The sequence below is a fragment of the Pseudomonas sp. LBUM1660 genome, assembly GCF_059695935.1.
The window spans coordinates 3,305,891-3,323,670 of sequence record NZ_CP166795.1; the positions used below are offsets into that span (position 1 = coordinate 3,305,891).

Here is a 17,780-nt window from a genome sequence, read left to right on the forward strand (position 1 = left end):
GTGCGACGACGGCAAAGGCAAAGAAAAAAGCCCGGATGACCAGCGATTACGATCTTGAGATCGCTATCGCTGGTCATCCGGGCTCCATGAGAGCGACCAGTTACCTAAGTGTCATTGTTCAACAACACTTCGGCCCGGCCTTACTCCCATAACGCGCTTCCTGGCGTTCCCGAAAGAACACTTCGTAGCTCATCACCGGCTTGTCAGGGTGTTTGCCCTGCATATGTTCGACGTAGGTGTCGTAGTCCGGCATGCCCACCATCAGACGCGCAGCCTGACCGAGGTATTTACCGAGGCGACTCAGGTCATTGAACATTTGGCGCCCTCCTCCCTCACGCTTGCGGCAGTGCCTGGTACGGTGCTTCTTTATCCGTGCGTTCCTTGCTGCCCCAGGCGGCAATGCCGACCTTGAGCGCAAAGAACAGGATGCTGAAGACCACCAGCAGGAACAGCGCCGTCAGCGTTGCGTTGGTGTAGGCGTTGTAGATCACGTGGTGCATCTGGTCGATGCTCTTCGCCGGGGCGAGGATCTGGCCGTTGGCCAAGGCGTCGCTGTATTTCTTGGCCAAGGCCAGGAAACCGATCGCCGGGTTGGCATCGAACAGCTTGATGAAGCCTGCGGTGGTGGTGCAGATCAGCAGCCACACGGCTGGCAACATGGTCACCCAGACGTAGCGCTGACGTTTCATTTTGATCAGCACGACGGTCGCCAACATCAGCGCAATACCCGCCAACATCTGGTTGGAGATACCGAACAGCGGCCACAAGGTGTTGATGCCGCCCAGTGGGTCGATCACGCCCTGGTACAGCAGATAACCCCACATCGCCACGCAACCGGCCGTTGCGATCAGGTTGGCGGTCCAGGATTCAGTGCGTTTAAGCGATGGTACGAACGAGCCGAGCAAATCCTGCAGCATGAACCGTCCGGCACGGGTGCCCGCATCGACGGCCGTCAAGATGAACAACGCTTCAAACAGGATCGCGAAGTGGTACCAGAACGCCATGGTGTTTTCACCTGGCAGCACGTGGTGCAGGATCTGCGCGATACCGACCGCCAACGTTGGTGCACCACCGGCACGGGCCAGAATGGTGGTTTCACCGATGTCCTTGGCCACCGCTTGCAGCGCTTCCGGGGTAATCGCAAAGCCCCAGCTGCTGACGGTCTGAGCCACCGAAACAGCATCAGAACCAACCAGCGCCGCCGGGCTGTTCATGGCGAAGTACACGCCCGGTTCGATCACCGAAGCCGCCACCATCGCCATGATGGCGACGAAGGATTCCATCAGCATGCCGCCGTAACCGATGTAACGCGCATGGCCTTCGCTGGCCAACAGTTTCGGCGTGGTGCCCGAAGCAATCAGCGCATGGAAACCCGAGACCGCGCCACAGGCAATGGTGATGAACAGGAACGGGAACAACCCGCCTTTCCATACCGGCCCGGTGCCGTCGATAAACTGAGTCAGTGCCGGCATTTTCAAGTCGGGCATGGTGATCAGGATGCCGATCGCCAGCGCCACGATGGTGCCGATCTTGAGGAAGGTCGACAGGTAATCACGCGGGGCCAGAATCAGCCAAACCGGCAATACCGCAGCGACAAAACCATAGCCGATCAACATCCAGGTGATCTGAATGCCAGTGAAGGTAAACGCTTTGGCCCAGACCGGGTCAGCGGCAATCAGCCCACCGAGCCAGATCGAACCCAGCAGCAACAGCACACCGACGATGGAGATTTCGCCAATGCGACCCGGGCGGATGTAGCGCATGTAGATGCCCATGAACATCGCGATCGGGATGGTCGCCATCACCGTGAAAATCCCCCACGGGCTCTCGGCCAGGGCTTTCACGACGATCAATGCCAGCACCGCAAGGATGATGATCATGATCAGGAAGCAGCCAAACAGCGCAATGGTGCCGGGGATGCGGCCCATTTCTTCACGGACCATATCACCCAGGGAACGGCCGTTGCGGCGGGTGGACATGAACAGGACCATGAAATCCTGAACCGCACCGGCCAGCACTACACCGGCAATCAGCCAGAGCGTACCGGGCAGATAGCCCATCTGCGCCGCCAGAACCGGACCGACCAGCGGCCCTGCGCCGGCGATGGCGGCAAAGTGGTGTCCGAAAAGTACGTGTTTGTTGGTCGGCACGTAGTCCAGGCCATCATTGTTGATGACGGCGGGCGTGGCACGATTGGGGTCGAGTTGCATCACCTTGGTGGCGATGAACAGGCTGTAGTAGCGGTATGCGACGAGGTAGATAGCGACTGCTGCGACTACGATCCAAAGGGCGTTGATCGCTTCGCCGCGGCGCAGGGCCACGACACTTAGCGCAAACGCTCCCAGGACAGCCACGGCAAACCAGGCGAGGTGTTTAGCCAGACGGGGCATAGCGTGTCTCCTGCCGACAGCCAGTGACTGCGGCGGTAATTTTTATAATTGTGTCCGCGGTGCGGAGCTGGCCCAATATCCCCGCATGCCGTCTACAAATAAATCCGCGTTACTACGTACATGCCATCTACGTAGTTCTACGTAGATGTACTGATCCGTCAATTAAATCACCAGCCCCTGTGGGAGCGGGCTTGCTCGCGAAGAGGCCATCACATCCAACATCAATGTTGGCAGGCACACCGCCTTCGCGAGCAGGCTCGCTCCTGCAAGGGTTTTGCATTTCAGCTGACAGACGCCACCGCCACAGGTCATTCCGTCCAGCGCCGCTACTGGAGCCGCGTATCTTTGGCATATGATGCCGGGCCATCGCCATCCCTCGGTCCGGTCAGGAGCCAAGATGCAGCTCAAACACAAAATCGTCGCGCTCGGGATACTGCCGCTGGTGTTGGCGATCGCTGTGATCTGCGCGTTGGTGATTTCCCTGAATCGCCAACTCGGCGATCAACAGGCGCAGCTGATCGAAGACAGCATTCTGGCGAGCAAACGCGCCGAGCTTAAAAACTACGTGGAAATGGCGCAGAGCCTGATCGCACCGCTGTACGACGACGGCCACGGTGACGAGCACGCCCAGCAACAAGTGCTGGAAGAACTGCGCAAGCTCAGCTTTGGCATCAATGGCTACTTCTTCGTCTACGACCGCGAGGGTCGCAGCCTGATGCACGCGCGCCAGTCGGAACTGGTGGGCAAATACCTGTGGGACATGAAAGATCCCCACGGGTTGCCGGTGATTCAGGCGCTGCTCAAAAGTGCACAATCCGGCGAAGGTTTCCAGCGTTACGCCTGGAACAAGCCCTCCTCTGGCCAGGTGACCGACAAGCTCGCTTACGTGGTGATGCTGGACCGTTGGGGCTGGATGCTCGGCACCGGCATCTACCTTGAAGACGTTGAGCGCGCCACCCAGCAGGCGCGTGACGAGGTGGCCCAAGGCATCCGCAAGACCATGCTGGCAATTGCCGCAGTGGCCCTCGTGGCCGTGCTGTTTGTCTTCGCCAGCGGCATGACGCTCAACGTCAGCGAGCATCGCCTGGCGGACAAAAAGCTCCAGCGCCTGACCCAGCGGATCGTCAGCCTTCAGGAAGAAGAGCGCTCACGGGTTTCCCGGGAGCTGCACGACGGCATCAGTCAGGTGCTCGTCTCCATCAAGTTTCAGTTCGAACTGGCCAGTCTGCTGCTGGAGAATGGCCAGGGACAAGACAAGGGTTTAAACACACTAAAAGACGCCACGGCGCGCCTCGGCGACGCGATTGGCGAGGTTCGCAGCCTCTCCCACGACCTGCGCTCATCGTTGCTCGACACCCTGGGCCTGCCGGCGGCGATCGGCCAGCTCGCCGCGGAATTCGAGCAGCGCAGCGGTCTCACCGTGACTTATGACGACAATGAATTCGACTGTGACCTGGTCGACGGCGCAGCGGTCTCGCTGTTCCGGATTGTGCAAGAAGGCCTGACCAACATCGAACGCCACGCACAAGCTAAAAACGTTTCGATTACCCTGCATGGGTCACAAGAGTCCGTGCGGCTGACGGTGGTCGACGACGGTGTCGGCTTCAACGTCGCCCAGGTCGAACGTCGCCACGCGGGCATCGGCCTGCGTAATATCCGTGAGCGTGTCGAACATTTTGGCGGACATTTCGACCTGATATCGGTGCCCGGAAGAAGTGAGCTGGACGTGCTGCTGCCGATGAAAATACCCGGCGCAAAACGCTGACCCACCCCAATACAACAAGAGTGAATACCCGCGATGAACCTGCCCTACCCGATCCGCGTCGCCCTGGTCGACGATCACTCCCTGGTCCGCGACGGGATCAAAGCGCTGCTCGCGGTCATGGCGCCCCTGGAAGTGGTGGGCGAAGCCGAGAGTGGCGCGCAGGCGATCGAGATGGTCGGGCGCTGCCAGCCAGACTTGTTGCTGGTCGACATCAGCCTGCGCGACATGAACGGTCTTGAGCTGACTCGCGTGCTGCGCAGCCAGTACCCGTCGCTGAAGGTGCTGATGCTGAGCATGTACGACAATTATGAATACGTCAGTGAATCTGTTCGCGCCGGCGCCAGCGGCTATGTGCTGAAGAACTCACCGTCGCGGGAAATCATTGCGGCCATCGAAGCCATCGCCAGTGGCGGCACGTTCTACAGCGCCGAAATCGCCCAGCGGCTGATTGCCGACAAAAGCACCGACAACGAGCTGACACCCCGCGAAAGCCAGGTGTTGTACAAAATGGCTCAGGGCTTGAACAACAAGGAAATGGCCCGCGAGCTCGACATCAGTGTGCGCACGGTGGAAACCCATCGCCTGAGCATCCGCCGCAAACTGAACATCGACAAACCCGCGGCCCTGGTCAAATACGCGATCGATCACGGGATCATTTCGCGCTAGCAGGCAAGCTTTACACCGTCCCGGGATTCACGACCTTTGCAGTGCGGATAAACAACGCCCGCACCTTCTCCCAGAAATTGCCCCCCAGCACAAAAAAGCTGCCGACCAGCATGGCATCGCCCAGCAATTGAAGCTGCCACAAGTTCGGTCTGAACCCCGGCCAAAACGTGTCGACGTAGGGTTCAAGAAAAGCCGAGATCAGCGGCAGACAAAACATCACGATACCGATTCGATGACGAATCGGACCCACTTCGGCATCTACAGACGGCGCAAGCCCGGACACGTAACCGAACAACTTACTTTTCAACTGCTGGAACCCGGCCTTGCCCATGACCGCAATGACCAGGATCAACAGGACTTTATTACTGATGAACAAAACGCCGGTCAGCGCAGCGATTCTTGAGCCTGGGATGTCGAGTGCCGCGGCGATCGGCACCATCAGCCACGAACCCAGCATGACGCAGATAATGGCGATGCCCACTTTGAAGCGCCAACCAGCGGAATGGGGTTCAGCATGACCTTGGGGGCTACTCATGAGTGTCCTGCCTTATAAGTGATCGCAGAAGATTTTAGGGTGCTTGAGAAGCTTAGCAGCCGGTTGTTCATTTGGACGGCTATGCTCCAGTGACCTTTCCTGGTTGGACGATATGCGATGCATCGAGGCCGTTCCTTGCCGAGACTGCCAGCCCACCTCCTCTTGCTCGGCGTACTTGGCCTGAGTGGCTGCGTGCGGCTGGGCCCGGACTTTCAGCCGCCGGGCGAAACGTGGGTCGAACACTGGAACACCGCGGCCTTAGAACACGCCAGTCAACGCGGAACGAATCCGGATATCCGCCAATGGTGGCAGGTCTTCAACGATCCGCTGCTCAATCAGCTGATCGCCGAGTCGGATGCTCATAATTCCAGCCTGAAAATCGCCGGCCTGCGCGTGATGGAAGCCCGTGCCCAGTTGGGCATTGCGCAAAGCGGTTTGTACCCGCAACTGCAGCAGGCCAGCGCCGACAGCTTGTACTTCAATCGCCGGCAATCGGGTGGTACCAATCCCCAGGACAGCCATTTCTGGCAATACAGCGCCGGGTTCGACATTGGCTGGGAGCTGGACTTCTGGGGTCGTTTCAGCCGAGCCATCGAATCGTCCGACGCCAGTTATTTTGCGGCCCAGGCCAACTATGAAGACGTGCTGGTATTGCTGCGCGCCCAGGTCGCGGACACCTACTTTTCGTTGCGCACCACCGAGGCGCGGTTACGCGTCGCCCAGGAGAACGCCAAGCAGCAAAAGCGTAATTTCGAGATCACCGAAAAGCTGTTCAACAGCGGCCAGCAAGCGGAACTCGACCTCCAACAGGCCAAAACCCAATACCTCGGCACCCTGAGCACTATCCCCAGCCTCGAAGACCAGCTGCAACGAACGCGCAATGCCCTGGCCGTGCTGATCGGGCAACCGCCCGGCGCGTTACCGCAGCGAGTGGAAAACGAAGGTTTGATCCCGCTGGTCGATCGCGCCGTACTCCAGGATGTACCGGCCAATCTGCTGCTGCGTCGGCCCGATGTGCGCGCCGCCGAGCTGAATGTCGCCGCCCAGTCCGCATTGATCGGCGTGGCCGAAAGTGATTTCTATCCGTCGCTGACCTTGCTCGGCAGCATCGTCTGGTCGGCCGACACGCTCAACGGTACGTCCAGAAGCCTGGACCTTATCGGTGGCCCCAGCCTGCGTTGGAACGTGTTCGACCATGGTCAGATCAGCAACAACGTGCGCGTTCAGGATGCGCGGTTGCAGCAACTGATCGAGACCTACCGTGACAAAGTCCGCCAAGCAGCGCGCGAGGCGGACGATGCCGCCACTGGTTTGATCAAATCGCTGGAGCGCGAACGCATCCTGAGCGAGGCTGAAGTGGCGGCCAAACGCTCGCTGGTGCTGGCCAGCGCGCAGTACCGCGAAGGGTACTCGGACTTTCAGCGCGTGCTCGATGCCCAGCGCGCATTGCTCGACCAACAGGACAACTACCTGGTCGCCCGCAGTAACGCCGTGAGCAATCTGATTGCCCTTTACAAATCCCTCGGTGGCGGTTGGTACAGCGCCCAGCCCAAAGTCGATGAAGCCACCCGCCAGCAGATGGAAAAACGCACCGACTGGGGCGACCTGCTGAGCGAGCCCGCCGCCCCTCTGCCCCACAAGGTAAACAGCCATGAGTGAAGCCGCGCAGCCTGTCCCCGAGGCGCCCTCCCCCAAGCCACCTGAGCCTGCCGCCGACCCAGCGAAAAAAGGTATCAAATGGGTGCTGCTCCTGATCCTCCTGAGCCTGGCGTGGTACCTGGCGGCCGACCGTTTCACGCCCTATACGCAACAAGCCCGGGTGGGTGCTTTTGTCATTCCGGTCGCCTCGGAAGTTGCCGGACGGGTCATCCGCGTCAACGTGCGCAACAACCAGGACGTCAAGGCCGGCGACGTGCTGTTCGAGGTCGACCCGCAGCCGTACCAGATCGCCGTCGACCGCGCCCGCGCAGACCTTGAATCGACCCGTCGGCAGATCGGCGCCAGCACTGCCGGCATCGCCTCGGCGCAAGCCAACTTGCGCGCTGCCCAGGCCAACGAACTCAAGGCGAAACAGGACAATCAACGCTTGGAAGGTTTGTACCGCGAAGACCCCGGAACCATTTCCGTGCGTTTGCTCGAAGTGTCTCGCGCCAATCGTGAACAGGCGGTCAGCCAGGTCGCTGCCGCCCGCGCCGAAGTGCAACGAGCGCGCGAGCAAGAAGGCGGCAGCGAGGAAGATAACGCCCTGCTGCGTAGCGCCGCCACGGCGCTGTCGAAAGCCGAGCTGGATCTGTCCAATACGCAGATTCGCGCCCGTTCGGCGGGTCTGGTCACCGACCTGCGCACCGACGCCGGACAGTTCGCCGCGGCCGGTGGTGCGGTCATGACCCTGATTGCCATCCACGATGTCTGGATCAGCGCGGACATGACTGAAAACAACCTCGGTCTGGTGAAAGTCGATACGCCCGTGGCGATCGTCCTGGATGCATTCCCGGGCGAAGTGTTTGACGGACGCGTGCGCAGTGTCGGTTATGGGGTCAGTGTCGGACAGACACCCGCGCCTGGCACCTTGCCCAGTGTGCAGAACAGCCGTGACTGGCTGCGACCGGCCCAGCGTTTTCCGGTGATTATCGAGCTCTCCGAAGACGCCCGAAAAATCTTGCGTGACAGCCGCGCCATCCGTGCCGGCGGGCAGGCCGAAGTCATGGCTTTCCCTACTCAAGGCAACCCACTGAACCCGCTGGGCCGGCTGTTTGTGGGTTTCATGAGCTGGCTGAGCTATGCCTACTAAACGCACGCCCCGGGAACAGCGCGCATTGCGTCTCGCCACTGGCACGGCGCTGTGCCTTGCCACGAGCTTCGGCCTGGGCTTGCCGATTCCCTTTATCGCGCCTGTGCTGTGCCTGATCCTGCTGGCCTCGCTCAATCGCCCGTTGCCGCTCAAGGCGGGGGTGGTGCTCGCACTGGCCGCGATGTTGACCACGGGCCTTGGCCTGTTGTTGATTCCGATCCTGCGTTATTACCCCGTCAGCGGCGTGCTGCTGGTCGGCTTGAGTCTGTTCCTGGTGTTCCGCTTTGGTCTGCGCGGCGGCAATGCCCTGATCGTGACCTTTCTGGTGATTGGCCTGACGATGATTTCCTCGGCCGGCGTCGCCGAATTCGATCTGGCGGCGATGGTCATCGGTGCCCTGGTCAAGGGCTTGCTGCTCGCCGTTGTGGTCGTGGCGCTCAGTCACGGGTTATTCCCGGATCCGCCAAATGCCCCTTTGCCGCCACCCGCCCCCACCCTGCCCGCCGAAGAAGTCAGTCGGGTGGCGCTACGGGCAACCCTGATCGTGTTGCCGACGTTCCTGCTGGCATTGATTGACCCGGCCGGTTACCTGCCGATCATCCTCAAGGCTGTCAGCCTGGGTCAGCAAAGCTCTACGACCAACGCCCACAACGCCGGCCGTGAACTCGTCGGGTCGACCTTGCTCGCAGGCCTGCTGGCGATCCTGTTCTGGAGCGCCCTCAGCCTGTTTGTGCACCTGTGGATGTTCTATCTGTGGATGCTGCTGTTCGGCCTGGTACTGGCGCGCAAACTCTATGCCCTGAGCCCGACCCGGTTCAGCCCGGGGTTCTGGCTCAACACCCTGATCACGCTGATTATCCTGTTGGGCCAGTCGGTTCAGGACAGCATCGCCGGCAAGGACGTATACACCGCGTTTGCGGTGCGCATGGGCTTGTTCCTCGCCGTGACGTTGTATGCCTGCCTGATGGTGTATCTGCTCGAGCAACGGCCGCAAAAAGCTCAGGGATTGACCTGATAGCCCTTGCCTTGCAGGCAACTGGTGTACGCCGTCGAGGTGTTCGCGGCGCTGGTTTTCTGCTGCGCCCGGCGCTCCTGACGCTGACGCGAACCGCCGACCACCGCGCCGGCGGCGGCAGTTTCCTTGGCGCGATTCTGCCGATAGTCCTGCTTCACGTCGTCATCGACGCGATCATAAACCTCGTCATGCTGATTACCACGCACCTGGGCCCCGGCCGCTCCGGCGGCGGCCCCCACGGCAGCACCTTTCAGGCGCCCTCCGGAGGGAGGCGGCGCCGTCGACGCGGCCTGGCTGGCCGCGATGCTGTTGCATTCATTGATGTCCAACTGGGTCTGTTGCGAACTCTGCCCTTTCATCGGAACGACCGATGCAGCCCAACCCTGGGTGCATGTAACCGCCAATGCGATGCTCAAGCAGATGGGCGATACCTTGCTCATAACCACCTCCAGGCTCAGCCCGTCACTCTGCAAGAACACCGCGTGGGTAAAACGCTGATGACTGATTCCGGGCTTGATTCAGCAACATGAAGTGTAGTTCAACCAACACCTGCTCTCTGTGGATGCAATTCATCAGACCGGTGCAGGCGCGCCCCCCCCTTTAAGGGTTCACCTGATAACCCTTCCCTTGCAAGCAGTTTGTATACGCCAGCTTCGCGGCGTCATCGCCCCCCTCATAAAACTCGTCATGCTGACGCCCGGGCTGTTCCGCCACGGTTGTACCTGCAGCAGGCACCGGTGCAGAGCCCTGGCTGAGCGCTACGTCATGGCAGTCGTCAATATCGAGTTGGATTTGTTGCGAGGTCTGTCCGTGCATCGGCACGACTGTTTCAGCCCAGGCCTGGGTGCATGAAACCGACAATAGAACACACAGGCCAATAGACGAAAGCTTGTTCATGTTGACTTCCCCGGGGCCTTGTTGAGCAACCAAGAGTGTAGATCACGCGGCATCCACTCCCAGCGCGGTATTGCCGGATCCGGACGATGAACCGGATTTTTTTCGATCGTTTTGGCGTGATGGCCTACCCTCATAAGTTGAGCGACCAACAACAGAGTCGAGCACTCTTATGCGTAATGCATTGAAGTTAATGATTTTCGTCGTGCTTACGCTGCTTGGAACCAGTAGCGGAGCGCTGTCGGCCGCCGACATGCCGGCGACTCCAACCGCTGTATCGGGCACTTCGTCGTTCGCAATCTCTCAGAGTGATCTGCAAGACCTGCAAATCCGCCTTGACCGAATCAAACAACAGATTTCGCTGGCCAATAACCTGACCCAGATGGTCGGCCTGCAAGATTCCGTTCAGTTGTTTATCAATGATGTGGATAGCCTGCAGTCATCCCTGCTGCCCGAGCAGAAGCAACTGCAAGCGCAACTGGATGTGTTGGGGCCGGTATCGCAAGAGGATGTCGCGTCCGAGAAAACCGATATTGCGACGCAAAGAGCCTATCTGTTCGAGCAAAAGACCAAGGTCGACTCCAATCTGAAAACCCTGACGGCGCTTAGAAACAACGCCGCCGGTCTCATCATTCAAATCGCCGGCATTCGCCGCAGCCTGCTGGAAACCGAGGTCACGCTGCGCAGCGGCAGTATTCTGGGGCCGGGGTTCTGGGCGCCGTTATTTAATCCGCTGAAGGAGGACCGCCAGCGGCTGAGTGATTTTATCCAGCAAGCCATCAGCGCAATCAAGGCCGCCTGGCAACCTGGCGAACGCCTGTTTGCCGCCGCATTGATCGTACTGGCCCTGGGGATTTGGTCCTGGGGCCGAAGAATCGCCGAGCGTGGGCTGACCTGGGTGTGTATTCATCGAATGCCGGAAGGACGTTTGCGTCGGAGTTCGCTCGCACTGGCCTCTGTCGTGGCCACGGTGCTGACCACTGCTATTGCAATGCAACTGCTGTTTTATGCGCTCACCCGGCAATTACCGTTGTCGCCGTTGATTCAGAACTTTGCCGATGAATTCGAAAAAGTCATCTACGTTTGCATCCTGATTACCGGTCTGAGCCGGGCGCTGCTGTCGACCCGCCATCCTTCCTGGCGACTGCCGGCCATCTCCGATCCCGTGGCGCTGGCGATCCAGCCCTTCCCCAGAATACTGGCCGTCACGCTACTGATTCTGGTCGGGCTGGCACAAATCACCAACGTCACGGGCATGAGCCCGCCCGCCATTCTCTTTGGTCGCGGTTTGGTCGCGCTGGTGGTCACGCTGATTATCGGCACGTTGTTCCGCCGTGCCAGCAAAGTCCGCAGAGCCGTCGCGGCCACCGGGGAAGCACCCGAATCGAGTACTACCCTCGCTGGCCTGATTTATTCGTTGGCCGGTATTGCGACGATTGTATCGCTGCTTGCGCTGCTGATCGGCTACGTCTCCCTGGCACGGTTCATCACGTACCAACTGGTCTGGGGTTTTATCATCCTGTCGGGCTTCTACTTGCTGATGCAATTGTTCAAAGACAGCTGTGAGTACCTGTTTTCATCCAAGAGCCCCAGCGGCAAGGCGCTCAAACAATTGCTCGGAATCGGTGATGTACGCCTTGAGCAAGTGTCGATCATTCTGTCCGGTGTCAGTCGCGCCGGGTTATTGCTGCTGGCGGTCATTTCACTGTTTGTCGGTGGCGTCGGCACCACGCTCGGGCAATTGTTCACCCAGACGTTCGCCATTCTCGGGGGCGACGGCCTGCGCAAACTGAACATCATTCCGGGCCACTTGCTCAATGCGTTGCTGGCCCTGTTCATCGGCATCTACCTGATTCGCTCACTGCGCCGATGGCTGGATAACGAGTTCCTGCCCAAGACCGACATGGACCCCGGCATGTGTGCCTCGCTCAGCACACTGTTCGCCAACATCGGCTACGCCCTGGTCATTCTGCTGACGTTGTCTTCCCTTGGCATCCAGTGGACCAACCTGGCGTGGATTGTCAGTGCCCTGTCGGTGGGGATCGGTTTCGGTTTGCAGGAAATCGTCAAGAATTTCGTCTCCGGCCTGATTCTCCTGACCGAACGCCCGGTCAAGGTCGGCGACCTGATCAGCATCAGCGGCGTCGAAGGCGACATCCGCCGTATCAACGTCAGGGCCACCGAAATACAACTCAGTGACCGCTCGATCGTCATCGTGCCCAACTCACAACTGATTTCGCAGAACCTGCGCAACGTCACCCTCGGCGGCAGCGCCCAAGGGGTGGCGACACTGGAGCTGATGTTCCCGCTGGACATCGACCCCGAGCAAGTGCAAAACCTGCTGTTCGACACTTACCAGGAGCACGAAACCATCCTCGATAAACCGGCACCCTTCGTTCGATTCAGCAAACTGAGCCCCGAAGGCATCACGTTGACGGTCACCGGTTACGTCAGCAGCCCGAGAATCGTCGGCACGACCAAAAGCGATCTGTTGTTTGAAATCCTCAAACGATTGGGTGCGGCGGGTATTGAACTGGCGAAACCCGCGCCCACGGCTTGAACAACGAGAGCAGCCGGGCTTTCAGGAAGGTGTTGCGCCCTGTCGGCGAGGAGGAACTCGCGAATCACTTCCTGCACGGGTGATGGCGTTTTAGCGTTTCACTCGGCAGCTCCTTGAACAACGCCCGATAACTGCTAGAAAACCGTCCCAAATGCCAGAACGACCAATTCATCGCCACTTCGGCAACAGTCGTGTCATTCGGTGTTCGCGCGAGCAATTCGCGGTGGGCGCTGTTGAGGCGGCGCAGGCGCAGCCAATGGGTCGGCGTCATCCCGGTGAAGGCCTTGAACGCGTGCTGCAACTGACGCAGTGAAACCCCGGCCACTTGGGAAAGCTCCAGCAGGTTGAGGGTTTCTTCCGGTGAATCGGCGGCCCATTCACCAATGCGCTTCATCACCGCACGTTCTTCGGTGCGGCGTTGCAGACCGCCGCGATCGAGGCACACGCAGGCGTTGTCGAGGATGTACAGGCAGTCTTCGAGCAGTTGCTGGGTCAGCGCTTCTTTGCTGGGTGGGTCGAGCGTTTCGGCGAGCCGGGTCAAGGTGCCGCTCAACCAGCGGCTGAACAATGCGTTCTGCCCCGAATTCAGCGGAGACATGAACAAGCCTTCCAGCCGCGCGACATTCAAACCGTGACGTTGCACGAACTCAGGACCGAACACCACGGCGACTTCCTGGTAGTTCTCCGGGGTGATCCAGATGTTGCGGCTTTCACCATTCAACACGTACAGCGCGTTGTCGCTGCGGTCGAAACAGAACGCCAGCGAACCCTCGGGCGCGCTGAAATTCTGTTCGACCCGGGTGTTCATCTGCTCTTCGTAAATCTCCACGCCTTGCAGGTCCAGGTAGCGCACGCGCCCGGCGAAATGCCCCGGCGACATCTGCTGATAATGCTGGACCCAACCCGGCGTGGCGCGGATCTGCGCGGCGACATCGTCGGTGTTGAACGCTTGAACCTGTATTGGACTGGACGCTGACATGAATGACCTTACGCACTCGTTTGGTGCGTTTTGGTGCTGCTGAAAGTGGATAGATGGAACCGCAAGGCTCGCCCAAGATAGTCGTCAACGCGTCTCAGGGGAAGTGTGTGGTGGATGAAACCATCCTCCCCGGCGTTAAAAAAACCAATAACGAGGTCTTTATGAATGCCCCTTTCGATCAGCTCCTCACGTGGCTGAAAGATCACAAGATTACCGAAGTCGAGTGTGTGGTCAGTGACTTGACCGGCATTGCACGCGGCAAAATTGCACCTACCAACAAGTTCCTGCATGAGCGAGGCATGCGCCTGCCGGAAAGTGTGCTTTTGCAAACGGTAACCGGGGACTTTGTCGATGACGACATCTACTACGACCTGCTCGACCCGGCCGACATCGACATGGTCTGCAAGCCCGTCGCCGACGCGGTGTACGTGATTCCATGGGCGATCGAGCCGACCGCCATCGTGATCCACGACACCTTCGACAAGTTCGGCAACCCGATCGAACTGTCGCCGCGCAACGTGCTGAAGAAAGTGCTGCAGCTGTACACCGACAAAGGCTGGCGGCCGATTGTTGCGCCGGAAATGGAGTTCTACCTGACCCAACGTTGCGAAGACCCCGACTTGCCGCTCAAGGCGCCGCTGGGTCGTTCGGGCCGTGCGGAAAGTGGTCGTCAGTCGTTTTCCATCGATGCCGCTAACGAATTCGACCCGCTGTTCGAAGACGTCTACGACTGGTGCGAACTGCAAGGCCTGGACCTCGACACACTGATCCACGAAGACGGCCCGGCGCAGATGGAGATCAACTTCCGTCATGGCGACGCGCTGGACCTGGCCGACCAGATCACCGTGTTCAAGCGCACCATGCGTGAGGCGGCACTCAAGCACAACGTTGCCGCGACCTTCATGGCCAAGCCGATTGGCGACGAGCCCGGCAGCGCCATGCACATCCACCAGAGCGTCGTCGACATTGCCACCGGTCAGCCGATCTTCGCCAATGCCGACGGCACGATGAGCGAACTGTTCCTGCACCACATCGGCGGCCTGCAAAAGTACATCCCCAAAGTGCTGCCGATGTTCGCGCCCAACGTCAACTCGTTCCGTCGCTTCTTGCCGGACACCTCGGCCCCGGTCAACGTCGAATGGGGCGAAGAAAACCGCACCGTCGGCCTGCGGGTGCCGACCTCGACGCCGGATTCGATGCGCGTGGAGAACCGCTTGCCGGGGGCCGACGCCAACCCGTACCTGGCGATTGCGGCCAGTTTGTTGTGCGGTTACCTGGGCATGGTTGAACGCATCGAGCCGAGTGCAGCGGTGCAAGGTCGAGCCTACGAGCGCCGCAACCTGCGCCTGCCGATCACCATCGAAGATGCGCTGACGCAGATGGAAGAATGCGAAACCATCGGGCGGTATCTGGGCGACAAATTCGTGCGCGGGTACGTCGCGGTCAAGCGTGCCGAACACGAGAACTTCAAGCGCGTGATCAGCTCCTGGGAGCGTGAGTTCTTGATGCTCAGTGTCTGAAAACCACGCGAGATCACGCGTTCCCCTGTAGGAGCGAGGCTTGCCCGCGAAGAGGCCGGTCCATTCAACATCATCGTTGACAGTCAGTCCGCCTTCGCGGGCAAGCCTCGCTCCTACACAGTCTAATAACTAAAGAGGTGTCGAATGCGTCTATTGAAATCCATCGCGCCGGCCGCGCTGGCCGTGCTGTTCAGTGCCGTTGCCCAGGCTCAGCCCACCGTCAGCGTCTACAACTGGACCGATTACATCGGCGAAACCACCCTCGCCGACTTCCAGGCCACCTCCGGGATCAAGGTGATCTACGACGTCTTCGATTCCAATGAAACCCTGGAGGGCAAATTGCTCGCCGGCCGCTCCGGGTATGACGTGGTCGTGCCGTCCAACCACTTCCTCGCCCGTCAGGTGAAGGCCGGCGCTTTCCTCAAGCTGGACCGTGCGCAGTTGCCCAACTTCAAGAACCTGGACCCGAAGCTGTTGGCGCTGCTGGAGAAAAACGATCCGGGTAACGAGCATTCCGTGCCGTACCTGTGGGGCACCAACGGCATCGGCTACAACGTCGACAAGGTCAAGCAAGTGCTCGGCATCGACCGCATCGATTCCTGGGAAGTGCTGCTCGAACCGGAAAACATCAAGAAACTCAGCCAGTGCGGCGTGTCGATGATGGACTCGGCCGATGAAGTGTTCCCGGCGATCCTCAACTACATGGGCATGGACCCGCGCAGCGAGAACCCCGAGGACTTTAAAAAGGCCGAAGCCAAGCTATTGAGCATCCGGCCTTACATCACCTATTTCCACTCCTCCAAATACGTGTCGGACCTGGCCAACGGCGACATCTGCGTGGCCTTCGGCTATTCGGGTGACGTGTTCCAGGCCGCAAACCGGGCCAAGGAAGCCAAAAACGGCGTGAACATCGCCTACGCCATTCCGAAGGAAGGCAGTAACTTGTGGTTTGACCTGCTGGCGATTCCTGCTGATGCCGGCAACCCGAAAGAAGCCCATGCCTTCATCAACTACCTGCTGAACCCGCAAGTGATTGCCAAGGTCAGCGTCTCGGTCGGCTACGCCAACCCGAACCCGGCCGCCAAGGCCTACATGGACGCGGAGCTGGTGAACAACCCTGAGGTTTATCCGCCGCAGGCAGTCCTCGACAAACTCTACGTTTCGACCACCCCGCCCCAGGCGATCATGCGTTTGATGACCCGTTCCTGGAGCAAAGTGAAGTCCAACAAATGAATAACGAACACGCACATTCCTATTACGCGGCCACGGCCAATGGCCTGACGCCCTACCCCTCGCTGACCTCGGACCTTGTGGCCGACGTCTGCGTGATTGGCGGCGGTTTCACCGGGGTCAACACCGCCATCGAACTGGCTCAGCGTGGCCTCTCGGTGATTCTGCTGGAGGGACGGCGGATCGGCTGGGGCGCCAGCGGGCGCAATGGCGGGCAACTGATCCGCGGCATCGGCCATGACGTCAGCGGTTTCACCCGTTACGTCGGTGCGGACGGCGTGCGCTATCTGGAGCGTGCGGGGATCGAGTCGGTGGAACTGGTGGGCAATCGCATCCGTGAACACGGGATTGAGTGCGACCTGCACTGGGGGTTCTGCGAACTGGCCAACACCAAGGCGCAGTTCGCTGCGTTCAAGGCGGAGCAGCAAAGTCTGGCGGAATCAGGTTACGCCCATGAAACCCGTCTGGTCGGGCCGGAGCAGATCCGGCAGCAAGTAGTGGATTCAGGCGTCTACGCCGGTGGCCTGGTCGACATGGGTTCGGGTCATTTGCATCCGCTCAATCTGGTGCTGGGCGAAGCAAAGCTGGCGCACTCCCTTGGCGTGCAGATCTTCGAGCAGAGCCCGGTACTCGAATTGATCCATGGCAGCACGGTGCAGGTTCGGTGTGCCGGGGGCACCGTACGCGCCGGTAGCCTGGTGCTGGCCTGCAACGCGCATCTGGAAGAACTCGAACCGAAACTCAGCGGCAAGGTGCTCCCGGCCGGCAGCTACATCATCGCCACCGAGCCTTTGGCAGCTGAGGTTGCCGCGCAATTGATCCCGCAGAATCTGGCGTTGTGCGACCAGAAAGTCGGCCTGGATTACTACCGGCTCTCGGCAGACCGGCGCTTGCTGTTCGGCGGGGCCTGTCATTATTCCGGGCGTGATCCGGCTGACATCACGGCTTATATGCGCCCGCAGATGCTCAAAGTCTTCCCGCAACTGCGCGATGTGCGCATCGACTATCAATGGGGTGGGCGGATTGGCATCTCGGCCAATCGTTTTCCGCAGGTCGGGCGCTTGAGTCAGCACCCGAACGTGTTCTACGCCCAGGGGTATTCCGGGCATGGACTGAACGTCACGCATTGGTGCGCAAAGCTGTTGGGCGAAGCGATTCATGCCGGGCACAGTCGAGGGTTCGACGTGTTCAGCGCCGTGCCGCACATGACCTTTCCCGGCGGGCCGATGCTGCGTTCGCCGTTGCTGGCCTTAGGCATGTTCTGGTATCGCCTACGCGAGATGCTCGGCTAGAAATCAACTTGGCTGACCCACCGCTATCGCGAGCAGGCTCGCTCCCACAGGATCTTCAGCGAACACAATATTTGTGAACGACGACGATCCCTGTGGGAACGAGCCTGCTCGCGATGAACGATAACGCGGTAAATCAGTTGTTT

General features: G+C 59.9%; 15 protein-coding genes. 9 read left to right on the forward strand and 6 right to left on the reverse strand.

Annotated features, from left to right (window positions below):
* Positions 1–118: 118 nt before the first annotated feature.
* Together ACA068_RS15570 and ACA068_RS15575 are read right to left on the reverse strand one after the other, a co-directional pair.
* Positions 119–316, reverse strand: a complete 198-nt coding sequence (locus ACA068_RS15570) for a YbdD/YjiX family protein (RefSeq protein ID WP_010460111.1) — start codon at positions 314–316, stop codon at positions 119–121.
* A 16-nt stretch (positions 317–332) separates the two neighbouring features.
* A complete protein-coding gene (locus tag ACA068_RS15575; protein WP_497302951.1) occupies positions 333–2,390 on the reverse strand; it encodes a carbon starvation CstA family protein in 2,058 nt (685 codons plus the stop codon).
* Positions 2,391–2,787: 397 nt separating this feature from the next.
* On the opposite strand from ACA068_RS15575, the gene ACA068_RS15580 reads away from it, so the two are divergent.
* Complete coding sequence (locus ACA068_RS15580) at positions 2,788–4,155, forward strand: cache domain-containing protein (protein ID WP_497302952.1); 1,368 nt, start codon at positions 2,788–2,790, stop codon at positions 4,153–4,155.
* Positions 4,156–4,188: 33 nt separating this feature from the next.
* Positions 4,189–4,821: a response regulator gene (locus ACA068_RS15585; RefSeq protein WP_497302954.1), complete on the forward strand. Its 633-nt coding sequence runs from the start codon at positions 4,189–4,191 to the stop codon at positions 4,819–4,821.
* A gap of 10 nt (positions 4,822–4,831) precedes the next feature.
* Here the strand turns inward: ACA068_RS15585 and ACA068_RS15590 are convergent, their stop codons facing one another.
* Positions 4,832–5,356, reverse strand: a complete 525-nt coding sequence (locus ACA068_RS15590; RefSeq protein WP_497302955.1) for a transporter suffix domain-containing protein — start codon at positions 5,354–5,356, stop codon at positions 4,832–4,834.
* A 117-nt stretch (positions 5,357–5,473) separates the two neighbouring features.
* On the opposite strand from ACA068_RS15590, the gene ACA068_RS15595 reads away from it, so the two are divergent.
* Genes ACA068_RS15595 through ACA068_RS15605 form a run of 3 tightly spaced genes read left to right on the forward strand, consistent with a single transcriptional unit; the run spans position 5,474 to position 9,162 of the window.
* Positions 5,474–7,015: an efflux transporter outer membrane subunit gene (locus ACA068_RS15595; protein WP_497302956.1), complete on the forward strand. Its 1,542-nt coding sequence runs from the start codon at positions 5,474–5,476 to the stop codon at positions 7,013–7,015.
* A complete protein-coding gene (locus tag ACA068_RS15600; RefSeq protein WP_497302958.1) occupies positions 7,008–8,147 on the forward strand; it encodes an HlyD family secretion protein in 1,140 nt (379 codons plus the stop codon). Before ACA068_RS15595 ends, ACA068_RS15600 begins: the two co-directional genes overlap by 8 nt.
* Entirely contained in the window at positions 8,137–9,162 is a 1,026-nt protein-coding gene (locus ACA068_RS15605) for a DUF2955 domain-containing protein (RefSeq protein WP_497302959.1), read from the forward strand. The genes ACA068_RS15600 and ACA068_RS15605 overlap by 11 nt, the downstream gene beginning before the upstream one ends.
* Here ACA068_RS15605 and ACA068_RS15610 read toward each other — a convergent pair.
* Both ACA068_RS15610 and ACA068_RS15615 read right to left on the reverse strand, forming a co-directional pair.
* Positions 9,147–9,602 (reverse strand): hypothetical protein, encoded by a 456-nt coding sequence (locus ACA068_RS15610; protein WP_497302961.1) that lies wholly within the window; start codon positions 9,600–9,602, stop codon positions 9,147–9,149. The two genes, ACA068_RS15605 and ACA068_RS15610, sit on opposite strands and share 16 nt — an antisense overlap.
* Before the next feature lie 160 nt (positions 9,603–9,762).
* Positions 9,763–10,059 (reverse strand): hypothetical protein, encoded by a 297-nt coding sequence (locus tag ACA068_RS15615; RefSeq protein WP_497302963.1) that lies wholly within the window; start codon positions 10,057–10,059, stop codon positions 9,763–9,765.
* A 169-nt stretch (positions 10,060–10,228) separates the two neighbouring features.
* On the opposite strand from ACA068_RS15615, the gene ACA068_RS15620 reads away from it, so the two are divergent.
* On the forward strand, positions 10,229–12,616 hold the full coding sequence (locus tag ACA068_RS15620; RefSeq protein ID WP_497302964.1) for a DUF3772 domain-containing protein: 2,388 nt from the start codon (positions 10,229–10,231) through the stop codon (positions 12,614–12,616).
* Positions 12,617–12,680: 64 nt separating this feature from the next.
* Here ACA068_RS15620 and ACA068_RS15625 read toward each other — a convergent pair whose 3' ends face one another.
* Entirely contained in the window at positions 12,681–13,595 is a 915-nt protein-coding gene (locus ACA068_RS15625; protein ID WP_497302966.1) for a helix-turn-helix domain-containing protein, read from the reverse strand.
* A gap of 161 nt (positions 13,596–13,756) precedes the next feature.
* On the opposite strand from ACA068_RS15625, the gene ACA068_RS15630 reads away from it, so the two are divergent.
* The 3 genes from ACA068_RS15630 to ACA068_RS15640 all read left to right on the forward strand — a co-directional run bounded on the left by ACA068_RS15630 (position 13,757) and on the right by ACA068_RS15640 (position 17,637).
* Positions 13,757–15,115: a glutamine synthetase family protein gene (locus tag ACA068_RS15630; RefSeq protein ID WP_219097407.1), complete on the forward strand. Its 1,359-nt coding sequence runs from the start codon at positions 13,757–13,759 to the stop codon at positions 15,113–15,115.
* A gap of 144 nt (positions 15,116–15,259) precedes the next feature.
* The gene (locus tag ACA068_RS15635) at positions 15,260–16,348 is read left to right on the forward strand and encodes a polyamine ABC transporter substrate-binding protein (RefSeq protein ID WP_497302968.1); all 1,089 of its coding nucleotides are present in this window, start codon (positions 15,260–15,262) and stop codon (positions 16,346–16,348) included.
* Positions 16,345–17,637 carry an NAD(P)/FAD-dependent oxidoreductase gene (locus tag ACA068_RS15640; RefSeq protein WP_497302970.1) on the forward strand — a complete coding sequence of 431 codons (1,293 nt, stop codon included), beginning with the start codon at positions 16,345–16,347 and terminating at the stop codon, positions 17,635–17,637. The genes ACA068_RS15635 and ACA068_RS15640 overlap by 4 nt, the downstream gene beginning before the upstream one ends.
* The last annotated feature ends 143 nt before the right edge of the window (positions 17,638–17,780 follow it).